The 20,251-nt window shown below is 46.0% G+C and carries 18 protein-coding genes and 1 riboswitch; of the genes, 10 read left to right on the top strand and 8 right to left on the bottom strand.

Annotated elements, in window-relative coordinates:
• Both AB4513_RS02860 and AB4513_RS02855 read right to left on the bottom strand, forming a co-directional pair.
• The coding region (locus AB4513_RS02860; protein ID WP_136975490.1) for a phosphate-starvation-inducible PsiE family protein at nt 1-284 on the bottom strand (284 nt) is incomplete at its 3' end.
• Nucleotides 285-426: 142 nt separating this feature from the next.
• Entirely contained in the window at nt 427-1,797 is a 1,371-nt protein-coding gene (locus AB4513_RS02855) for an NCS2 family permease (protein ID WP_009848001.1), read from the bottom strand.
• 58 nt (nt 1,798-1,855) lie between these two features.
• Nucleotides 1,856-1,955, bottom strand: a riboswitch (purine riboswitch).
• Between the two features lie 324 nt (nt 1,956-2,279).
• Between AB4513_RS02855 and gmk the strand changes: the two genes are divergently transcribed.
• The 4 genes from gmk to recG all read left to right on the top strand — a co-directional run bounded on the left by gmk (nt 2,280) and on the right by recG (nt 7,718).
• Nucleotides 2,280-2,903 (top strand): guanylate kinase, encoded by a 624-nt coding sequence (gene gmk, locus AB4513_RS02850; protein WP_009848002.1) that lies wholly within the window; start codon nt 2,280-2,282, stop codon nt 2,901-2,903.
• Nucleotides 2,904-3,022: 119 nt separating this feature from the next.
• The gene (rpoZ, locus tag AB4513_RS02845) at nt 3,023-3,295 is read left to right on the top strand and encodes a DNA-directed RNA polymerase subunit omega (protein ID WP_009848003.1); all 273 of its coding nucleotides are present in this window, start codon (nt 3,023-3,025) and stop codon (nt 3,293-3,295) included.
• Between the two features lie 45 nt (nt 3,296-3,340).
• Nucleotides 3,341-5,467, top strand: a complete 2,127-nt coding sequence (gene spoT, locus AB4513_RS02840; RefSeq protein ID WP_009848004.1) for a bifunctional GTP diphosphokinase/guanosine-3',5'-bis pyrophosphate 3'-pyrophosphohydrolase — start codon at nt 3,341-3,343, stop codon at nt 5,465-5,467.
• Nucleotides 5,468-5,639: 172 nt separating this feature from the next.
• Nucleotides 5,640-7,718 carry an ATP-dependent DNA helicase RecG gene (recG, locus tag AB4513_RS02835; RefSeq protein WP_102257553.1) on the top strand — a complete coding sequence of 693 codons (2,079 nt, stop codon included), beginning with the start codon at nt 5,640-5,642 and terminating at the stop codon, nt 7,716-7,718.
• Nucleotides 7,719-7,785: 67 nt separating this feature from the next.
• On the opposite strand, the gene envZ is transcribed toward recG, so the two are convergent.
• Complete coding sequence (gene envZ / locus AB4513_RS02830) at nt 7,786-9,081, bottom strand: two-component system sensor histidine kinase EnvZ (protein ID WP_012603020.1); 1,296 nt, start codon at nt 9,079-9,081, stop codon at nt 7,786-7,788.
• Nucleotides 9,082-9,389: 308 nt separating this feature from the next.
• Entirely contained in the window at nt 9,390-10,109 is a 720-nt protein-coding gene (gene ompR / locus AB4513_RS02825; protein ID WP_009848007.1) for a two-component system response regulator OmpR, read from the bottom strand.
• Nucleotides 10,110-10,287: 178 nt separating this feature from the next.
• Here ompR and greB point away from each other — a divergent pair, with 178 nt between their 5' ends.
• On the top strand, nt 10,288-10,770 hold the full coding sequence (gene greB, locus AB4513_RS02820) for a transcription elongation factor GreB (protein WP_102257552.1): 483 nt from the start codon (nt 10,288-10,290) through the stop codon (nt 10,768-10,770).
• Nucleotides 10,771-11,434: 664 nt separating this feature from the next.
• Nucleotides 11,435-13,765 (top strand): Tex family protein, encoded by a 2,331-nt coding sequence (locus AB4513_RS02815; protein ID WP_102257551.1) that lies wholly within the window; start codon nt 11,435-11,437, stop codon nt 13,763-13,765.
• 252 nt (nt 13,766-14,017) lie between these two features.
• Here AB4513_RS02815 and AB4513_RS02810 read toward each other — a convergent pair whose 3' ends face one another.
• Nucleotides 14,018-14,491, bottom strand: coding sequence for a hypothetical protein (locus tag AB4513_RS02810; RefSeq protein WP_009848010.1), 474 nt, complete (start codon nt 14,489-14,491; stop codon nt 14,018-14,020).
• Nucleotides 14,492-14,840: 349 nt separating this feature from the next.
• Nucleotides 14,841-15,617: a pimeloyl-ACP methyl ester esterase BioH gene (bioH, locus tag AB4513_RS02805; protein WP_017099269.1), complete on the bottom strand. Its 777-nt coding sequence runs from the start codon at nt 15,615-15,617 to the stop codon at nt 14,841-14,843.
• Between the two features lie 93 nt (nt 15,618-15,710).
• Here bioH and AB4513_RS02800 point away from each other — a divergent pair, with 93 nt between their 5' ends.
• From AB4513_RS02800 to cysQ, 4 genes are all read left to right on the top strand, one after another.
• Nucleotides 15,711-16,424, top strand: a complete 714-nt coding sequence (locus AB4513_RS02800; protein WP_170962723.1) for a ComF family protein — start codon at nt 15,711-15,713, stop codon at nt 16,422-16,424.
• A gap of 109 nt (nt 16,425-16,533) precedes the next feature.
• Nucleotides 16,534-17,118 carry a Fe-S biogenesis protein NfuA gene (gene nfuA / locus AB4513_RS02795; RefSeq protein ID WP_009848013.1) on the top strand — a complete coding sequence of 195 codons (585 nt, stop codon included), beginning with the start codon at nt 16,534-16,536 and terminating at the stop codon, nt 17,116-17,118.
• A gap of 313 nt (nt 17,119-17,431) precedes the next feature.
• A complete protein-coding gene (gene nudE, locus AB4513_RS02790; RefSeq protein ID WP_102257550.1) occupies nt 17,432-17,983 on the top strand; it encodes an ADP compounds hydrolase NudE in 552 nt (183 codons plus the stop codon).
• A gap of 36 nt (nt 17,984-18,019) precedes the next feature.
• Entirely contained in the window at nt 18,020-18,847 is an 828-nt protein-coding gene (gene cysQ, locus AB4513_RS02785; RefSeq protein ID WP_009848015.1) for a 3'(2'),5'-bisphosphate nucleotidase CysQ, read from the top strand.
• A gap of 121 nt (nt 18,848-18,968) precedes the next feature.
• Here cysQ and AB4513_RS02780 read toward each other — a convergent pair whose 3' ends face one another.
• Together AB4513_RS02780 and AB4513_RS02775 are read right to left on the bottom strand one after the other, a co-directional pair.
• On the bottom strand, nt 18,969-19,748 hold the full coding sequence (locus tag AB4513_RS02780) for a type II secretion system protein N (RefSeq protein ID WP_102257549.1): 780 nt from the start codon (nt 19,746-19,748) through the stop codon (nt 18,969-18,971).
• A gap of 7 nt (nt 19,749-19,755) precedes the next feature.
• Entirely contained in the window at nt 19,756-20,238 is a 483-nt protein-coding gene (locus AB4513_RS02775) for a type II secretion system protein M (protein WP_102257548.1), read from the bottom strand.
• Between the last annotated feature and the right edge of the window lie 13 nt (nt 20,239-20,251).

Raw genomic sequence — 20,251 nt, 5'->3', positions numbered from 1 at the left:
AGAGTAATGTAACGAGCAATCGCCATCATCGCGATGTAAATCGGATATCGAACCGGGATCTTACCGTTCATCACAAACTGCTGAACCATCGCCAACACTTCTAAATAGATGAACATCAGTAGAATATCGGTCAATTGCACTCGACGTTCAGCAAAAACATGCATGAACTCTTCGACCATCGCAAACAAGGTCGCGAGCGTGATCGCTACCAGTAATACCGCTTCCATAATGTGAAATACTTTTAAAAACGGCTTACTAAAAGATTTAGGTAAGTGAGAAGGCATAGTCACTCTTCAAAAAATAATTAATCCAGTCTCTACATTAGCATGCGCTCTAGAGAAGCGACGAATACAAAAATGGCCCCACATTCACTGCAGAGCCATCGACTTGTTTTTTACTTAGCCACTTTCTAGTGGCTAACTAACCTTACAACAGAATCAGGTACGTTAAGAACACCACACACAGCCCGTAGATCAATGGGTGCACTTCTTTGCGCTTACCTGCAACAACCATTGTGAATGCGTAGCTGATGAAACCCATCGCCATACCGTTCGCTGGTGAGAAGCTTAGCACTGTGAACATGATGGTGAAGAAAGCTGCAATGCGTGACTCTTTCTTTTCCCAGTTAATCTGACCAAGACGACCCACCATGTAGATGCCTACCACAACCATCGCAGGCGCGACCATTGCCGCTGAGAAGATAGAGAAGATTGGGTATAGGAATAGAGACACTAGGAATAAGCCAGCCACCATGACTGCCGCTAAACCTGTTTTCGCACCTTGAGAAGAGGCAATACCCGATTCAGAGAAAGCAGTAATCGATGTGGTACCTAGAATTGAACCAATCACAGTACCGCCCGCATCAGCCACTAGCGCCGATTTTGCATTCGGCACTTTACCGTCTTTGTCGATGATACCTGCATCACGGCCAACACCCACAATCGTGCTCAATCCATCGAAGAAATCGACAATCAAGAAGATAAGTACGATGAACAACAAATCGAACATTTTCTCAGGCGTAAAAGCTGAGAAGTCAAAGATAGCGCCAAAGCTGCCTGCCATACTTGGTGGCATTGAAACGAATTGGTCAGGGATTGGGGCGTTTGATGTGCCCATGAATACATCAGCAAGAATGGTCAACACGATAGCTGAAACAAACGAGATAAACGTGGCCAACTTAATGTCACGAACCATACAGCCCAATGCAATGAAGATACTCACATAAGCGATAATCACTTTTGGATCGGAAATGTCACCTAAGCCAACCAGTACGAACGGATTAGAAACGATGATACCCGCATTCTTAAGGCCTAAGAAAGCAATGAACAAGCCGAGAGACACAGTAATCGCCAGCTTCAAGTCTTCAGGAATCGATTCAATCATCGACTTACGGATATTAGTCAATGAGAAAGCAAGATAAAGAATACCCGATAGGAAGATGCCAAATAATGCTTCATTCCAAAGTACCGCCACTGAACCACTTAACAATAAACCTTTGAAGAAGCCATTCATGCTCATGCCAGGTGCTAGCATGACTGGATAGTTACCCCAAATGCCCATGATAAGCGTTGCAATAGCAGCAGAAAGAGCGGTCGCCGTAAAGACTGCACCTTTGTCCATTCCCGGAATGCCACCCAAAATTGCTGGGTTAACCGCCAAGATATAACTCATCGCTAAGAAGGTAATAAAACCTGCGTATAGCTCAGTGCTGATCGTGGTCTTTCTCTCTGAGAGTTTGAACATGGTGTCAAGTGAGCCAGATGTCTTCTGGGCTTTCAGGGTGGAGTCAGTATTCACAACAAAACCTATGTATTAAATTAAGAAATTTGAGATTCAAATGCTGTGAGAATAGAGGGATCTCTACACTAAAAACTGTAGTCACCAAGGTAGGCTCGGTAGTAGAAACATTTGATCCATTTCATCAAACATATACAGCATTTAATCGTTTGCGCGGATTGTAAGGATTGAGATTAAAACTTCAACAAATTTTGTTCAGATCACATAAAAAACTGAACATGATCGGTCATTACATTTATAGGAAGATCAGACAAAGGATCATTTGAGAATAAATAACGATCAAGCCAGTTGTTCTCAATCATCTAAATATGCTACTCTTCGCCTCCATTTTTCTGACCTAATTTTCACCAGTTGTCTCTATTAGTTTTACTTGTTATCCCTTTTTAGATGCAACCAGCGGAACAAAAATTAGAGTCAGTGCTATCTTTTATAGTGTCGGTTTATCGCCCTCACTCAATCCAACCAACAGTGGAAATATACAGATGGGCAAAGGTACTCTTTACATCGTATCTGCACCTAGTGGCGCAGGTAAGTCGAGCTTGATCTCAGCAATGCTAGAAACCAATCCAACCTACGCAATGAAGGTATCTGTTTCACACACCACTCGCGGTATGCGCCCTGGTGAAGAAAATGGTGTTCACTACCACTTCGTAGAGAAGCATCATTTTGAAGACCTTATTAATAAAGGTGAATTCCTAGAGTACGCTGAAGTTTTCGGCAACTACTACGGTACTTCACGCGTTTGGATTGAAGAAAACCTAGACCGCGGTATCGATGTATTCCTAGATATCGACTGGCAAGGTGCTCGTCAGATCCGTGAACAAATGCCTCAAGCGAAGAGTGTATTCATTCTTCCACCATCAAATGGTGAGCTAGAGCGTCGTTTGAATGTTCGCGGCCAAGACAGCGACGAAGTTATTGCGAAACGCATGAGCGAAGCAAAATCAGAAATTTCTCACTATGCAGAATACGATTATGTGATCGTGAATGATGACTTTGATGCAGCCCTAATGGACTTCAGAGCTATCATTCGTGCGGAGCGCTTAAAAGAAGATAAGCAAGCAGCGAAATACAGCGGCATGCTTACTGCTTTATTGGCGGAATAATCTAGATCCCCTAGATTTTCCATTGAGATAAGTATACGGTGAACTAGAAAGTCTCTAGTTAAACTTGTATACTTTCTCGTCATCAAAAATTTATTAGTTAATTACTATTTGGAGTCCTCATGGCACGCGTAACTGTTCAAGACGCTGTTGAAAAAGTTGGCAACCGTTTCGACCTAGTTCTTATTGCGGCTCGCCGCGCACGTCAAATGCAAACTGGCGGCAAAGATTCACTAGTGCCTGAAGAAAACGATAAGCCAACGGTTATCGCTCTTCGCGAAATCGAAGAAGGTCTTATCACTAAAGACGTACTAGATGCTCGTGAGCGTCAAGAGCAACAAGAGCAAGAAGCGGCTGAGCTTGCAGCAGTAAGCAGCATCGCTCACACTCGCTGATAGAATCAACGTCATTCGAACTAATTAACCTTCCGGGCCTTTAATTTGTATCTATTCGATAGCCTCAAAGACGTTGCCCAAGAATACCTAACAGAGCCTCAAGTTGAGGCTCTGCGTCAATCTTATGTGGTAGCGAGAGACGCCCATGAAGGGCAAACCCGTTCAACGGGTGAACCATACATTATTCACCCTGTAGCTGTTTCAAGAATCCTGGCAGAAATGCGTCTGGATATAGAAACTCTGCAAGCAGCCCTACTCCACGATGTAATTGAAGACACTGAAGTTACAAAAGAGGAGCTAGAAGCTCAATTCGGCAATACCGTTGCTGAACTGGTTGATGGTGTATCTAAGCTGGATAAGCTTAAATTTCGTGATCGCAAAGAAGCGCAAGCAGAGAACTTCCGTAAGATGGTTCTCGCGATGGTGCAAGACATCCGCGTTATCTTGATCAAATTAGCTGACCGTACTCACAACATGCGTACGCTTGGGGCACTTCGTCCTGATAAGAAGCGTCGTATTGCTCGTGAAACCCTAGAGATTTATTCTCCGCTAGCTCACCGTCTTGGTATTCATAACATTAAGACAGAACTAGAAGAGCTGGGCTTCGAAGCCCTTTATCCTAACCGTTATCGCGTCCTGAAAAACGTAGTGAAAGCTGCGCGTGGTAACCGTAAGGAGATGATCCAACGTATCCATAGCGAAATCGAAGGCCGCCTTGAAGAAGTCGGTTTGCCTGCTCGCGTACTTGGTCGTGAAAAGAACCTGTTCTCCATCTATAACAAGATGAAAACCAAAGAGCAGCGCTTCCACACCATTATGGACATCTACGCTTTCCGCGTGGTGGTTGATACACCAGATACTTGCTATCGCGTACTTGGTCAGGCCCACAGCCTGTACAAGCCTCGTCCTGGCCGCATGAAAGACTACATTGCGGTACCGAAAGCCAACGGCTACCAATCTCTGCACACGTCAATGATCGGCCCTCACGGGGTGCCAGTTGAGGTCCAGATCCGAACTGAAGATATGGAGCAGATGGCAGATAAAGGTGTCGCGGCGCACTGGTCTTACAAAGGCAATGGCTCACGCAGTAGCAACGGGACAACCGCACAGGTTAAAGCACAACGTTGGATGCAGAGCTTACTTGAGCTGCAACAAAGCGCAGGTAACTCATTCGAATTCATTGAAAATGTTAAATCTGATCTGTTCCCAGATGAGATCTTCGTATTCACGCCGAAAGGTCGCATTGTCGAACTTCCAGCAGGCGCAACAGCAGTCGATTTTGCTTACGCGGTACATACCGACGTCGGCAACATGTGTGTCGGTGCTCGTGTAGACATGAACCCTTACCCACTCAGCAAATCGCTGAAGAATGGCCAAACTATTGAGATCATCAGTGCTCCGGGCGCACGTCCGAACGCAGCATGGCTCAACTATGTAGTGACCTCACGTGCGCGTACGAAGATCCGTCAGGTTCTGAAAACGATGCGTCGTGAAGAGTCGATTACCCTTGGCCGTCGCCTACTGAACCATGCACTTGGTGAACACTCTATTGCCGATGTCGGTCAAGAGAATATCGAACATGTATTGTCTGATCTACGTCTCGATGACATTGAAGACTTGCTAGCATCGATTGGTCTTGGTGAGCTGATGAGTATCGTTATTGCTCGTCGTTTATTGGGCGATGCTGACGAACTGACTGAAGTGGCAAACAACAGCGATACGTCTAGGAAGAAATTACCTATCCGTGGTGCTGAAGGCCTATTACTGACGTTCGCCAACTGTTGTCACCCGATTCCAGATGATCACATTATTGCTCATGTATCTCCAGGTCGTGGTCTTGTGGTGCACCGTGAAACGTGTCCAAACGTTCGTGGTTACCAGAAAGAACCGGATAAATACATGGCGGTTGAATGGTCTGACGATTACAACCAAGAGTTCACGGCTGAACTTCAGGTCGAATTACAGAACCATCAAGGTGCGCTGGCTGAGCTAACTAACGTTATCTCGAAAACAGGCTCGAACATTCACGGTATTTCAACCGAAGAACGTGACGGACGCTTGTACACAGTGACTATCTTGTTGACCACGAAAGATCGTGTTCATTTAGCGAGCATTATGAAGAAGCTACGTGTGATGCCACACGCGCTCAAAGTAAGACGTCGTAAGAACTAACGTTCGAACTTATTGGCAACTTTGCTAAGAATTGAAATCCCCTTAATGCTTTATCGCTTAAGGGGATTTTTTATAACTGAATCCTCGAATTTATCTGACTCCATTCCTGCCTGTACAAAAATCCAGTAAAATGCTTGAATAGATTATCTCTCTTACGTTTATGAGTCTTGTTATGTCACAGCTTTTATCTGCTATCCCTCTCAACTCTTTATCTGGAGTCGGCGCAAAAGTCGCAGAGAAACTGGAAAAGGTTGGGCTTAACAATGTACAAGACCTGCTATTTCATCTGCCTTTGCGCTATGAAGATAGAACTCGTATCTACCCCATCGTAAAGCTGCATGCCGGGCTGTGGGCTGCTGTGCAAGGCAAGGTGATGCATGTTGATACCATTTTCGGTAAACGTAAGATGCTCGCAGTAAAGATCAGCGATGGTAACGGCACGATTACTCTGCGCTTTTTCAACTTTACTGCAGGAATGAAGAATAACTTTGCCGAAGGCAAACAAGTGCATGCTTATGGTGAGATCAAGCGCGGCAATATGGGGCTTGAGATCGTCCATCCGGATTACAAATTCTTTGCTCCTAGGCAACAGCCAGATGTTGAAGCGAATCTGACTCCGGTGTATCCAACCACTGAAGGACTAAGACAAGTCACGCTACGTAACCTTACCGATCAAGCTCTAGAGTTAATCGATAAAGCAGCCGTCAATGAGCTGCTACCGTCTGGTCTATACGACCACCAAATTACCCTCGCACAAGCACTGCATGCCATTCACAGACCGCCCCCGGGCATTGACCTAGAGCTGTTTGATGAAGGCAAGCACCCTGCGCAACTGCGCCTAATTATGGAAGAGTTGCTGGCTCAAAACCTGTCGATGTTGTCTGTTCGTAGCAAAGGACAGCAAGACAAGGCAATGCCTTTTCCTCCAGTAAACACTCTTAAAGATAAGCTACTGGCTCAGCTGCCGTTTTCACCAACCAATGCCCAAGCACGAGTGACCAAAGAGATCGAAGCTGACTTGGAAAAGCCGCACCCTATGATGCGTTTAGTGCAAGGTGATGTGGGCTCTGGTAAAACCTTAGTCGCTGCACTCGCGGCTGTTCGCGCATTGGAACATAGTCAGCAAGTGGCACTGATGGCACCAACCGAACTATTGGCAGAACAGCACGCGATTAACTTTGCTAACTGGTTTGAGGCAATGGGTATTCAAGTTGGATGGCTAGCAGGTAAGCTCAAAGGCAAGGCTCGTGAAACTGAACTAACACGAATTGCCAGCGGCGAAGCGCAAATGGTGGTCGGTACTCATGCGCTATTTCAAGAGCATGTCGAGTTCAACAACCTTGGTTTAGTGATCATTGATGAGCAGCACCGATTTGGCGTCCACCAGCGACTAGAGCTGCGTGAAAAAGGCGTGAAGCAAGGTTATTATCCTCACCAACTGGTGATGACGGCAACACCAATTCCACGAACGCTGGCGATGACGGCCTATGCCGACCTCGAAACCTCGATTATTGATGAGTTACCACCGGGGCGAACCCCAATTCAAACCGTCGCGATTCCTGATACTAAACGCGATGACATTGTTGAACGTGTGAAAAATGCGTGTCTCAATGAAGGCAAACAAGCTTACTGGGTGTGCACGTTGATCGATGAATCCGAAGTATTGGAAGCTCAAGCTGCCGCTGATACCGCAGAAGAGCTGCAACGCAAACTGCCCGACGTAAAAATTGGTTTGGTTCATGGCCGAATGAAACCCGCAGAGAAACAAGCGGTGATGCAGGAATTCAAAGAGAACAAACTGCACCTGTTAGTTGCTACAACCGTGATTGAAGTAGGTGTGGATGTACCGAATTCGAGCTTAATGATCATCGAGAACCCAGAGCGTCTTGGTCTAGCGCAACTGCACCAACTGCGTGGCCGTGTTGGCCGTGGTTCGGTCGCAAGCCATTGTGTACTGTTGTACCACTCCCCACTATCTAAAACCGCTCAGAAACGCTTAGGGGTACTTCGTGAAAGTAACGATGGCTTTGTTATTGCTCAGCGTGACTTAGAGATCCGTGGCCCCGGTGAGCTACTTGGCACTAAACAAACAGGCTTGGCTGACTTTAAGATTGCCGACTTAGTCCGTGACCAACGTTTGATACCTGAAGTGCAGCGTATCGCGCGTCATATCCACGATAGCTACCCAGACAATGCCAAGGCGATCATCAACCGCTGGCTGGGTGAGCGCGATGTGTATTCTAAGGCGTAATTCGCCCTCATATCTTGCTTAAAACGTAAAAAGGCTTCTACAAGGAAGCCTTTTTCGTGCGTATAGCCTAAGGTTTCACAGGGAAACTGATCTGCGCCTTCAAGCCACCCTCACTGCGGTTATTCACCACCACCGCACCTTGGTGTTGGCTGACAATACGTTTCACGATCGCTAAACCTAAACCTGTCCCTTCACTACCACGAGCCGTGTCACCACGAGTGAACGGTTCAAACAACTTACCAATTTGGTCTTGTGGAATACCCGGACCATTATCTTCTACCGTTACCCAAGCCAGTTTGTTATCTGCTGTCATGCCAGTCGATACTTTGACCCAACCATTACCGTAGCGCAGCGCATTTACCACCAAATTACTCACCGCACGCTTCATCGCGATCGGGTTACCCAAAGCAGGTTTCATGGTTTCTGGAATATCGGTTTCAATCTGAACCTCATAGCCTCCTTCAGAGCTAGAGACCTCGCGCGCAATATCATCGACAAATACCGCCTGGAATGAGTCTCGGTCCACAGGCTTTAGGTAATCCATAAACTGACTGATGATCTCATTGCACTCTTCAGTATCACTGATGATCCCTTCCGCTAGATAGCTATCTTCTGGCGACATCATCTCAGTCGCCAAGCGAATACGCGTGAGTGGTGTACGCAGATCATGGCTGATACCCGCCATTAGTAGGGCTCTATCTTCTTCGAGTTCTTGAATGCCTTTCGACATCTGATTAAAGGCTCGAGTTACCGAGCGAATCTCTTGTGCACCTTGTACTGGTAAGGGCGGTGGAATATCACCTCGCCCAACACCTTGCGCGGCTTTCTCTAGGGCTATCAACGGCCGATTTTGCAAGCGGATAAACAGCCACCCACCAGCAACAATCAACAACGCCATGATCAGACTGTTACGAAATAGAGGCGCAAAGTCTTCTTCTTGCAGCTCAGACAGGGGAATACGAATCAAGGAGTTAGGCAACTGCGCAATGTCCATCCACAACACGTAACTTTCTTTGCCCAAAACCAATCGCACTTCGGTTTCAGATCCGAGCTCTTTGGTCATCTCCTCACTCATCAGGTCTATCGCGACCGCATGGTAGTACTCGCCCGACGCTTCACTGTCCTTGGCATGAACCGTAACCCCGAGCTGCTCAAGTACACGCTGACGCAGTGGCGCATCAATCTCGATATCACTGCCTTGGTCCAATACTAGGTTTAGTTCGTGAGCCAAAATTTTATTAAACTGCTGCAAACTCGGCATCAATGCATAATTGAACACCGCGTAATACGAAAAAATTTGGCTGGCAACCAACAGGGTTAAGAAGAGCACTATCGACTGAGTAAAGGAGCTACGTATGCGCATAGAAGACCTAAAGTGAGGGATGATAAAGGAATATAGTGGGAACTATAGCTGTAATACCAATCACAGTAAGTAAATGATCATAAATAGCGCCGGAAAAAGGCTTGAGAACAAGGCTGCAATTTTTGATAAGTAGTTATTCTACAATCAAAATTTCTAACGAAGTTATCGAGCGTTTTAACAAGCTAGGATGAGCAGTTATTTACTACGATTGGTATCTCTCATTGTGCTGAATACAAAACGGGCCATCGCATATTAATGAGATGACCCGTAAATAATAAATTCTGAATCACAGAACGAGCAAAGCTAGATTACACAGCTTTGCCATCTGGAACGAATACATAACCCAAGCCCCACACCGTTTGGATATAACGAGGTTTACTTGGATCTTCTTCTACTAGACGACGCAAACGCGAAATCTGGACATCGATAGAACGTTCCATCGCTGAATACTCACGGCCACGAGCCATGTTCATCAGCTTATCGCGAGACATTGGCTCACGAGCGTTAGTGACAAGTGACTTCAGAACCGCAAATTCACCTGAGGTAAGAGGCATAGGCTCTTCACCGCGGAACATTTCACGTGTACCTAGGTTTAGGCGGAACTCACCAAACTCAACCACAGACTCTTCTGTGCTTGGCGCGCCCGGTGCTTCAATCACTTGGCGACGCATTACCGCTTTGATACGAGCAAGCAGTTCACGTGGATTAAATGGTTTTGGCAGGTAATCATCAGCACCCACTTCCAAACCCACAATGCGATCCACTTCGTCACCCTTTGCTGTAAGCATCAGGATTGGTAGCGAGTTGTTTGCGTTTCGTAGACGACGACAGATCGAAAGACCGTCTTCGCCCGGCAACATTAAATCCAATACCATCAAGTGAAAGTTTTCACGGGTTAACAGGCGGTCCATCTGCTCACTGTTTGCCACGCTACGCACTTGAAAGCCTTGCTCTGACAGATAGCGTTCTAGCAGTGCACGTAAACGAGCATCGTCATCGACCACTAAAATTTTGTAGTTTTCTTGCATGTAATGGTTCCACCTATTAAAGCTTAAACCTAAGGTTAAGCATTCTTGGTAAATTGTATATTGGTATAAGACATTAAAAATGTAACATTATTGAGGGAAAAGTCGCCTAAATAATTGTTAACGTATGTTGCCTTTCTATATATTCTATCTTAGATCATCATTTCATTAAGTCAGATTTATGAAAACCAAACTTATCACCCGCGAAGGTTATAACAAGCTCAAAGCAGAACATGACCACTTATGGCACGAGAAGCGTCCTGAAATCACTAAGATAGTCACTTGGGCTGCAAGCCTTGGAGATCGTTCAGAAAACGCAGATTACACCTTCAATAAGCGTTTGCTTCGTCAGATTGATCGCCGAGTGCGTTTCCTACGCAAATTCCTACCAGATGTCACTATCGTGGATTACTCGCCACAACAAGAAGGTAAGGTATTTTTCGGTGCTTGGGTCGAAATTGAGAATGATGATGGGGAAATTAAGAAGTTTCGCATTGTAGGACCTGAAGAGATCTACGGCGATGCTAAAGGCTATATCTCTATAGATTCACCAATGGCTAGAGCTCTGCTCAAGAAAGAAGCGGATGACGAGTTTACGGTAACCACACCGGAAGGCGACAAAGAGTGGTTCATTAACTCGATTCGCTACGCAGACGACGAATAATCAAACCTAATAAATACTTAGCGATGATCTGAGTGTTCAAGCAAACCCAAACGCCAGATAAAAGAAAACCCCGCTAGGCTTTCGCCTGACGGGGTTAAGTCTCTATCGCAGCAATCCGGCTACTGTTTATCTCTTCGAGATAAGGTGCTCCCTGCATCTTTCCTTGATAGTGGCTAAATCCTTTAACCAATTTCCTTTTTATTCATCGCCATCCTAGCGGTGTCCATTCTAGCCTGTCATCCTGACTGGCGAATCTCATCCAGAGATTATCACTTCCTTGCTGACCACTCATCCTAAGTAATCAAATCTTCATCCTGAAGATACCTAGTCCGTTAGGCTTTTTCCTGTTCCTGCCAACTCCCTGTCGACAAGTTAAATATTACGGTATTTGGGCGAGTTTCCTAGACAGTCCCAAAAAACATTTCAGGTGAGAAATACGCCCACAAACACACAAACAAATAAAATCAGTAACTTAGGTTTATTTTAAGACGATTTCATCGATTTAAAGTGACTTAGTCGCACACCACGTGTGAGAGATCTCGCACAAAGCGGATATCACAAACGGAAATTGGACTTCTGACAGGATAATTACACAGTCAAAGCTAGAAAAAGCGTACGCTCACCCCCATGTATTTGTCATGATATTAAATAAGAGATTCATCGGATGAGCCAAGCTATCTGTCGACTGATTGCTGAAGAACTGAATGTTCGTTCAGAGCAAGTCACCGCCGCAGTAAACCTAATTGACGACGGTAACACCGTTCCCTTTATTGCCCGCTACCGTAAAGAAGTCACGGGTGGCTTAGACGATACCCAACTACGCAACCTTGATAGTCGCCTTTCATACCTTCGCGAACTAGACGATCGTCGCCAAACTATCCTGAAATCGATTCAAGACCAAGGCAAGCTCACGCCAGAACTGGAGCGTGATATCACTCAAGCCGACAGCAAGACGCGCCTTGAAGATTTATACCTGCCATACAAACCAAAGCGTCGTACCAAAGGTCAAATCGCAATCGAAGCAGGCTTAGAGCCACTTGCCGATACACTTTGGAATGAACCACAGCACGATCCTGAAACCGAAGCAGCTAACTTCATCAGCAGCGATAAAGGCATTGCTGATACTAAAGCCGCACTCGATGGGGCACGTGCAATCGTGATGGAGCGTATTGCAGAAGACGCAAACCTACTTGAAAAGATTCGCCAACATCTAACTCGTAACTCTGAGCTCGTTTCACGTGTCGTGGCAGGCAAAGAACAAGCTGGCGAGAAGTTCAAAGACTACTTCGAACACAACGAAACACTCAACAAAGTGCCTTCTCACCGTGCGCTTGCTATGTTGCGAGGCCGAAATGAAGGCTTCCTAACGCTGGCAATGAATGCAGACCCTGAACAAGAAGAAGGTGTACGCGGTTCTTACTGCGAGAACATCATCTCTGATCACTACAGTATTACCCTAAGCAGCGCTCCTGCGGATGCATGGCGTAAACAAGTGATTAGCTGGGCATGGCGTATCAAGGTTTCTATGCACATGGAAACTGAGCTTATGGGCGCGATGAAAGAACGCGGTGAAATCGAAGCGATTGAGGTGTTCGCAACCAACCTTAAAGACTTGTTGATGGCTGCGCCTGCTGGCCCTCGAGCAACTTTGGGCTTGGATCCGGGTTTACGTACTGGTTCGAAAATCGCCGTGGTGGATTCAACAGGTAAGGTTCTGGCAACAGAGACCATTTACCCTCACCCACCACAGAAGCAATACGACAAATCTGCACACGTGGTTGAGCAGATGGTTCGCCAGTTCAATGTTGATTTGATTGCGATTGGTAATGGTACCGCTTCACGCGAAACAGACAGCTTTGTTGCTGATGTGATTAAACGCGGCAACCTAACAGCACAAAAAATTATTGTCAGCGAAGCGGGCGCATCGGTTTATTCCGCGTCTGAGCTAGCGGCAAAAGAGTTCCCGAACATGGATGTCTCGATTCGAGGTGCGGTGTCTATTGCGCGTCGTCTACAAGATCCACTGGCAGAGCTTGTGAAGATTGACCCTAAATCGATCGGTGTGGGCCAATACCAACACGATGTGAGCCAAACCATGCTTGCTAAGCGCCTAGACGCGATTGTCGAAGACTGTGTAAACGCCGTTGGTGTTGATGTGAATACCGCTTCTGCCGCGCTTCTGACTCGTGTCGCTGGTCTTTCTAGCACCATCGCTCAAAACATCGTCGACTTCCGTGATGAGAATGGTCGTTTCGAAGCGCGTACTACCTTGAAAAAAGTCGCTCGTTTAGGACCAAAAGCCTTTGAACAGTGTGCTGGCTTCCTACGTATCATGGATGGTAAGAACCCGCTAGACGCATCATCGGTTCACCCAGAAGCTTACCCATTGGTGAAAACCATCGCCGAGAAAAACCACAAAGACATCAAATCTCTGGTAGGTAACACAGACTTCTTACGTGGCTTACATGCGGTTGATTACACTAATGAGAATTTTGGTGTACCGACAGTAACCGACATCATCAAAGAGCTGGATAAACCGGGGCGAGATCCTCGTCCTGAGTTCAAGACGGCAACGTTCGCCGATGGCGTAAATAGCATGTCTGACTTAGAACCCGGTATGATCTTAGAAGGCGTGGTTTCAAACGTGGCTAACTTCGGTGCGTTCGTAGATATTGGTGTTCACCAAGACGGCTTGGTACACATTTCAGCACTGACCGATCGCTTTGTCTCTGACCCACGAGAAGTGGTGAAAGCGGGTGATATCGTGAAAGTGAAGGTGATGGAAGTGGATGTTCAGCGTAAACGTATTGCACTAAGCATGCGCATGAAAGATGAGCCTGGACAAGATAACCGCGCACAACGTTCAAGTGCACCTCGCACACAAAACCGCCCGAACCAAAACTCACAAGGTGGACAACGCCGTCGTGAGGAACCACAACAAAACGCGGCGATGGGTGGTGCATTCGCTGCTGCTTTTGCAAAAGCGAAAAAGTAATCCGTTAACTCGTCTGCAAAACAGATATGCTTAAAACAGAAAACCTGCATCCCTTAGGGGTATGCAGGTTTTTTTATTATGTGTTCAAAAAAGACATCGAAGCTTGGTTGTATTCTTCGTGCTTATACTCAAAATAATTGGAGTTGCAGCTAGGCAACAAGTAAGTTCATCCCTATGAGCATAGAGGTTCTATGTGATTAGGGTGAACTTACGCAGTTAACAACACTGCAGCTTCAAGTATGAAGAGTATAACTATAATACGACTAACATCTCTGATGGAGCATGAGGCGCAACAGCATGACCATAATGATATTTTATGACCTTACGTCGTTTCTCCATCTGTCCCTCCTGAATCGCCGCATCTAAAACATGCTTTGGCAGGCGGAAACGCATGGTATAGCCCTTTCCTTGATCAGCACTGTATGTTCTCAGAGCCAATAAGCTGAACAGCCTGTCAAAAGGATCTTGTGGCTTTTCATGGCTAACCGAATTGGCCTCTGACTCGTTCTCCATTTCATAACCTGGATGGTCTGAAGGATCCCAAGCCGACTGCTGCCTTCGTTTATCGTCTGATTTTACCTTACGCTCTGCATTGGTTCTCGCCAATGCTACTGCGGGAGCAACAGGTTCTCGGACTCTATTATCACGCGCAACTTGCTCTGTTTGCACATTAACGGACGGGGCGATTAGTGGCACACTTACTGCAGTTGCAGGTGACACAATCATCGCGAACTCTCCTCAAGAATCGCCCATCTCTGTTGCCATAACGCTGTCGTACTGAGTCAGCACAACAGGCATAGCCCAACTTACCGCAATCAACTCATGAGAGAGTTAGGTCTGAGTATCATGCAATGCCTTGGTGTTATACCAATCGTAGTAAATAACTGCTCATCCTAGCTTGTTAAAATGCTCGATAACGGCGTTAGAACTTTTGATTGTAGAATAACTACTTATCAAAACTACTTGTCAAAAAAAAGCAGCCTTGTTCTCAAGCCTTTTTCCTACGCTATTTTTGAACACTTACAGTGATTGGTATTAGGTTATATATCGACCAATCCGGCAATAAATTTAGTGATTATTTTTGCGCGAAGCTAACTAGTTCACTGCAAAAGGCATCGGCTTCTGTCATAAACGGCGCATGTGAAGACTGCGTGAATATATATTGCTCGGTATGAGGCAGCGCTCTACCCAGATCTTTTGCTACCTTGATTGGCACCAATCCATCCAGTCGCCCGTATAAACGCAGCATAGGCACTGAAATCTCCGGCAGTTGTTCACGCAAGTCAACATCAGACAGCATCTTTAAGCCGGCCAATAAAGAATCAGGATTCGGAAGCGGACGAGACAGTACCGCTTGCTTGAGTTGTTTTACATCTTGCCTTGCAGAAGGGCTGCCCATGGCTTGCAGTGCCATAAAGCGTTCGATAGTGGTTTGGAAATCTTTAACCAGCTGTTCGGTAAATGCGCTTAATACGTTTGGCTGAATACCTCGCCATAACACGGGTTCTTTTGCAGCGGCGAATTTAGGAGAACTGGCAACAGTCACCAATTTGCTTACGTAATCTGAGTGATGCAAAGCCATGTGTGTTGCGACCAAGCCACCCAGTGACCAACCGACCCAAATAGCCTGCTTTGGAGCTTCGGCCAACAATTGCTGAGCTATCTCTTCAAGATCTTGAGCGTGGCAATGAGAACTGTGTCCATAGCCAGGAAGGTCAACAACATGCACTCGAAAATCAGCTTCTAACGCATCAACGGTTTGTTGCCATACCGCACCGTTCATTCCCCAGCCGTGAACCAACACTAAATCAGGCCCTTGCCCAGAAACATGCCAATATAACGTGTCACTCATTCTCGATATTCCCTACTTTTTCCATCAGCGATAATCCGCGCTTTTCAGTATTGTGAGTAAAAGGAACACCATAACCCAAAAGCATCACGAGCTATGTTATCCGATTGGCTACAAAAACACACACCACGTCTGGTCACACCTCAATGCGACCTGTGTAAGCTAGATAAGTCGCACAGCGATACTCACCCTAGATGGTGTAATTATTGTCTCAAACTCTTTGATCCAGTTCCTCGCTGCCGACGATGTGGTTTAAAAACGCTGCTCACAGTAGAGCAGTGCGGGCAATGTTTATCACAGCCTCCACCTTGGCATCGTCTCTATTGTGTTGGGGACTACACCTTTCCAACAGCACGTTACATTCAGCAAATGAAGTACGCCGATAAGTTTTGGTTTGCACGCGATCTGTCAAAGCTATTAGCTTCACGTATCGAACATCCTGCTTCGATGGTCACCAGTGTCCCTCTGCATTGGCGTCGATATATTCATCGTGGCTTTAATCAAAGTCAGCTGCTCGCTAATTACACAGCTCAAGAACTTGGCGTTAAAGATGAGGTGCTGTTCCGTCGAATTCGCTCAACAGCTTCTCAGCAAGGGCTAACTAAATCCGCGCGATTACACAATCTAAAGAGTGCTTTTACGCTTAGAAAACAAGACTTTCATGGAAATATCCCCTCTCACGTCGCGATAATTGATGATGTTGTAACCACCGGCAGTACTGTGTATCAATTATGCCAATTACTACTTGAAGTAGGTGTGAAAAGGATTGATATTTACTGCATCTGCCGCACTCCTGAGCCCTCTGGATAGAAGCTGTGAATCGCTACTTGTACAGCAATCCAACAAAAAAGGGCTGAATTACAAGTCTGACAGGAGTAGAATGGCGCTAATAACCTACAAATCTACTCAGGTATTCGTCGTGTCAAATATTACTATTACAGAAACAGCTCAAACTCACTTTGCCAATCTGCTGTCACAGCAGCCTGAAGGTACAAACATTCGTGTGTTCGTGGTAAACCCAGGCACACAAAACGCTGAGTGTGGTGTTTCTTACTGCCCAACAGATGCTATCGAAGCGTCTGATACAAAACTGTCTTTCGAAGCATTCTCTGCATACGTAGATGAGTTAAGCCTGCCATTCCTAGACGAAGCTGAGATTGACTTCGTGACTGACAAAATGGGCTCTCAACTAACACTTAAAGCACCAAACGCAAAAATGCGTAAAGTATCAGACGACGCAACTCTGATAGAGCGTGTTGAGTATGCAATCCAAACCCAAGTGAACCCACAGCTTGCTGGCCACGGCGGTCACGTTAGCCTAGTAGAGATCACTGAAGAAGGTGCTGCTATCGTTGCATTCGGCGGTGGTTGTAACGGTTGTTCTATGGTTGATGTAACGCTAAAAGAAGGCATCGAGAAGGAACTTCTTCAACAATTCGAAGGTGAATTGACAGCCGTTCGTGATGCAACTGAACACGATCGTGGTGAGCACTCTTACTACTAAGCTCTTTTACGACTAAGCACTCATACAGTCTTAGCCAGTAGATAGTTAAAGATTCAATCAAAAGGTTGATGCGCAAGCATCAACCTTTTTTGTGTTTAAAACAGCAGAAGCACTCCTCAACCGTATATTTCCCGTTCAATGCCAACAATAGTGAGGCGTTACCATTTGCAGTAAGGTATTCAAGTGATCGCAATCGGTTCCTGCTCCAATAATTCTAGGATATGAAAGCTAGGATCTAGGAACTCACCGTCATTTCCCCTATATTAGAATGACTTTATAAGAAAGAATTCCAATGAGTTAAGGAGTGAGCGCAATGACAAAAAGGACCAAACCAGAAATTTTGGCTCAGCAAACTGTCGCTCAATCAAAACTGTTCTCTATCGAGTCTCTCGATTTACGCTTTTCAAACGGTGAAGAGCGCACTTACGAACGTATGAAGCCCAGCGGCCGAAACGCAGTCATGATGGTTCCGATTACTGAACAAGGCGATATTCTGTTAGTGCGTGAATACGCTGCGGGTACAGAGCGCTATGAACTCGGCTTCCCAAAAGGTCTAATTGATCCAGGCGAACAACCAAATGAAGCCGCCATTCGTGAACTAAAAGAAGAGATTGGCTTTGGTGCCAACAAGCTGACTCCTCTAAAAGAAGTGATCCTTGCACCCTCTTATTTCTCTAGCAAGATGACGCTGTTTATCGCAGAAGAGCTCTACCCAGAGAAACTAGAAGGTGATGAACCAGAGCCACTAGACATTGTGCGCTGGCCACTTGCTCAAGCCGAAGAACTGTTAACGCATCTCGACTTCTGTGAGGCTCGCAGTATTACCGCCCTACTATTAGCCCTTCGCGTATTAAACAATAATTAAAACAGTCAGAATCACTCGAAGAGTAAGAGAATATTTATGCCAATAACAAAAGATTTGTCTCACCTGCTGCCCTCTGTCATTGAGATTGCTCGCTCTGCTGGGCAACTGATCTTAGAGATCTACGAGAAAAAAGATTACGAAGAGTTTACCAAGAGTGATGATACGCCCGTCACTAGTGCTGATCTCGCCGCTCATAAACTGATCTCGAAAAAACTTAGCGAACTGACACCTGATATTCCGGTGTTATCGGAAGAAGCCGCTGATATCAGCCTAGAGCAACGTTCTCAATGGGATCGCTACTGGTTGGTTGACCCGCTGGACGGAACACAGGAATTCATCGCACGAAGTGGCGATTTCGCGACAATCATAGCCCTAATCGAACACAACAAGCCGGTAATGGGCGTGGTGTACGCACCGGTTTCAGGTGTGAGTTATTACGCTTACAGTGGTAAAGGTGCATGGAAAATTCCAGACCTTAATGACAGCGTTAAAATCAAAACGCACCGTCACGAGCTACCAAACCAATCGATCGCGATGGCAATCAGCCGTCGCCAAGACATCAATCGAATCACTAACCGTATGAGCTCTGCTTGGAACTACGACTTAGTTCCTCTTGGCTCTGCTGCGCTTAAGGCATGTTTAGTCGCAGAAGGTGCTGTGGACTGTTATCTACGTATTGGACCAACCGGAGAGTGGGATACCGCAGCAACCCAGTGCATTGTTGAAGAAGCTGGCGGACGAATCTTAAGTACCCAGTTAGAGCCGCTTTCGTACAATGAAAGAGAGACGCTTGAGAACCCGAACTTCATTGTGCTTGGTGATGCTGACTTACCGTGGGCAGAAATCTTACAAGGTAAAGACTAGGCTTACTTGCTCTCTTTAACCGTCAGATATCCTCTAGATTCTCAGAAAAAATAAAACGGGCACCTCACTGAGGTGCCCGTTTTATTTATATTTCATCGTTTAGTAACCCTTAGCTATTTAGCTAAAAACGGCCTTGATAAGTAAATTGGTACTTACCTTGGCTGTCAGGGTTGCCCAACCACTTAAGCTGACTCTGCATCGCAGGTGGGAATTCAGCGCCCGGCTTAAACCATGCGGCCGAGGTGTAGCTTTGATTTGGCGTTACGCTCGCAGAAAACTCACTATCAACTTGAGCACTCTTCTGATTACCTTTCGCTGAAACAGTGCTGTTTTCACAACTGATGTCAGCAATCACAGGGCCAAAATCTAACGAGCCAACCGGAGAATCAACCGCAGCGCCCGACCAAGCAAGCGTACCTTCACCCGATTGGCACCAAGGTTGAGCATGAACCGCATGTTTGATAGTCAGTTCAACTTGTCCTGCAATAGACACTGGCACAGGTATCGCTGGCGCATACTTCATCACGTTGCTAGCTGGCATTGATGCCACTAAGTTTTCCGTGTAAGCACCGCTCATGCTATACCCGATAAGCCCTTTACCAGATAAGTTCATGTCGCTGTTACGACCAAAGCGAATTGCAAGTTCTGCTTTGGCTTGGAATAGTTTAGAGAACTGGAAGTCCCACTGCACTGAGCCGTAATTGACACGCTGCCACGCAATATTGTTAGCGCGACCTTGCCAAACGGTGCCCTCAACGCCTTCAATGCTTAAACCACGTACAACGGGCGCATGTTTAAGAACAAAAGAAGCCGGCAAGTGCAGCAACAAACTTACCGAGAAAAAAACGATAAAGATGCTGCTAAATAACAAACCATACTTAAAAGATAAACCGCGTTTCACATTAACCTCATTTAAACTGTAGTCGGTTGACGTCAATAACCCCAAGGCTATCAGAGCGATCAATATCCATAAACTCAACCTCAACACCCTGCTTTTCTTTCAGGTATGTCAGCCAATCAACAAATTGATTAAATGGCAAAGGTTTAATCCACACTTGCAGCATCTCGCCACGTGGTTGCACTCGTATCAATTCGATCTTGAAGCGACGCATAGATGCAGGCACGGATTGATTCAAAGGCTGACTAGCACTAATGCCACCATTGCCTCTTAGTTCAACCACTTCATTGGCTTTATTAGTAACCCAAGCCAGTAGTTGTTTTTCACTTTGAATGCGATTCTGTGCCAGTTCAGCTCGCTGACTGAGGGGCTGTATTAGCCCCCAATAAATGATACCTACTACCAATAAAATTGAGCAACCAACGACTAATCGTTGCTCTCTTTGACTTATTGAAGTCCACCACGCTTGGAGTGGTTCAATTATATTTCTCATCACTGATCTCCTT

Origin of the sequence: Vibrio sp. 10N.222.54.E6 (assembly GCF_041473955.1) — a bacterium.
Lineage (GTDB): Bacteria > Pseudomonadota > Gammaproteobacteria > Enterobacterales > Vibrionaceae > Vibrio > Vibrio tasmaniensis_A.
Note: the sequence above shows the minus strand (reverse complement) of the source record. Positions and strands in the feature narration are given on the sequence as shown.

What these genes read in the sequence shown, in the direction of transcription:
- gmk (WP_009848002.1), top strand. Translation starts at nt 2,280, where the DNA reads ATGGGCAAAGGTACTCTTTACATCGTATCTGCACCTAGTGGCGCAGGT.
- rpoZ (WP_009848003.1), top strand. Translation starts at nt 3,023, where the DNA reads ATGGCACGCGTAACTGTTCAAGACGCTGTTGAAAAAGTTGGCAACCGT.
- recG (WP_102257553.1), top strand. Translation starts at nt 5,640, where the DNA reads ATGTCACAGCTTTTATCTGCTATCCCTCTCAACTCTTTATCTGGAGTC.
- envZ (WP_012603020.1), bottom strand. Translation starts at nt 9,081, where the DNA reads ATGCGCATACGTAGCTCCTTTACTCAGTCGATAGTGCTCTTCTTAACC.
- ompR (WP_009848007.1), bottom strand. Translation starts at nt 10,109, where the DNA reads ATGCAAGAAAACTACAAAATTTTAGTGGTCGATGACGATGCTCGTTTA.
- greB (WP_102257552.1), top strand. Translation starts at nt 10,288, where the DNA reads ATGAAAACCAAACTTATCACCCGCGAAGGTTATAACAAGCTCAAAGCA.
- AB4513_RS02815 (WP_102257551.1), top strand. Translation starts at nt 11,435, where the DNA reads ATGAGCCAAGCTATCTGTCGACTGATTGCTGAAGAACTGAATGTTCGT.
- AB4513_RS02810 (WP_009848010.1), bottom strand. Translation starts at nt 14,491, where the DNA reads ATGATTGTGTCACCTGCAACTGCAGTAAGTGTGCCACTAATCGCCCCG.
- bioH (WP_017099269.1), bottom strand. Translation starts at nt 15,617, where the DNA reads ATGAGTGACACGTTATATTGGCATGTTTCTGGGCAAGGGCCTGATTTA.
- AB4513_RS02800 (WP_170962723.1), top strand. Translation starts at nt 15,711, where the DNA reads ATGTTATCCGATTGGCTACAAAAACACACACCACGTCTGGTCACACCT.
- nudE (WP_102257550.1), top strand. Translation starts at nt 17,432, where the DNA reads ATGACAAAAAGGACCAAACCAGAAATTTTGGCTCAGCAAACTGTCGCT.
- cysQ (WP_009848015.1), top strand. Translation starts at nt 18,020, where the DNA reads ATGCCAATAACAAAAGATTTGTCTCACCTGCTGCCCTCTGTCATTGAG.
- AB4513_RS02775 (WP_102257548.1), bottom strand. Translation starts at nt 20,238, where the DNA reads ATGAGAAATATAATTGAACCACTCCAAGCGTGGTGGACTTCAATAAGT.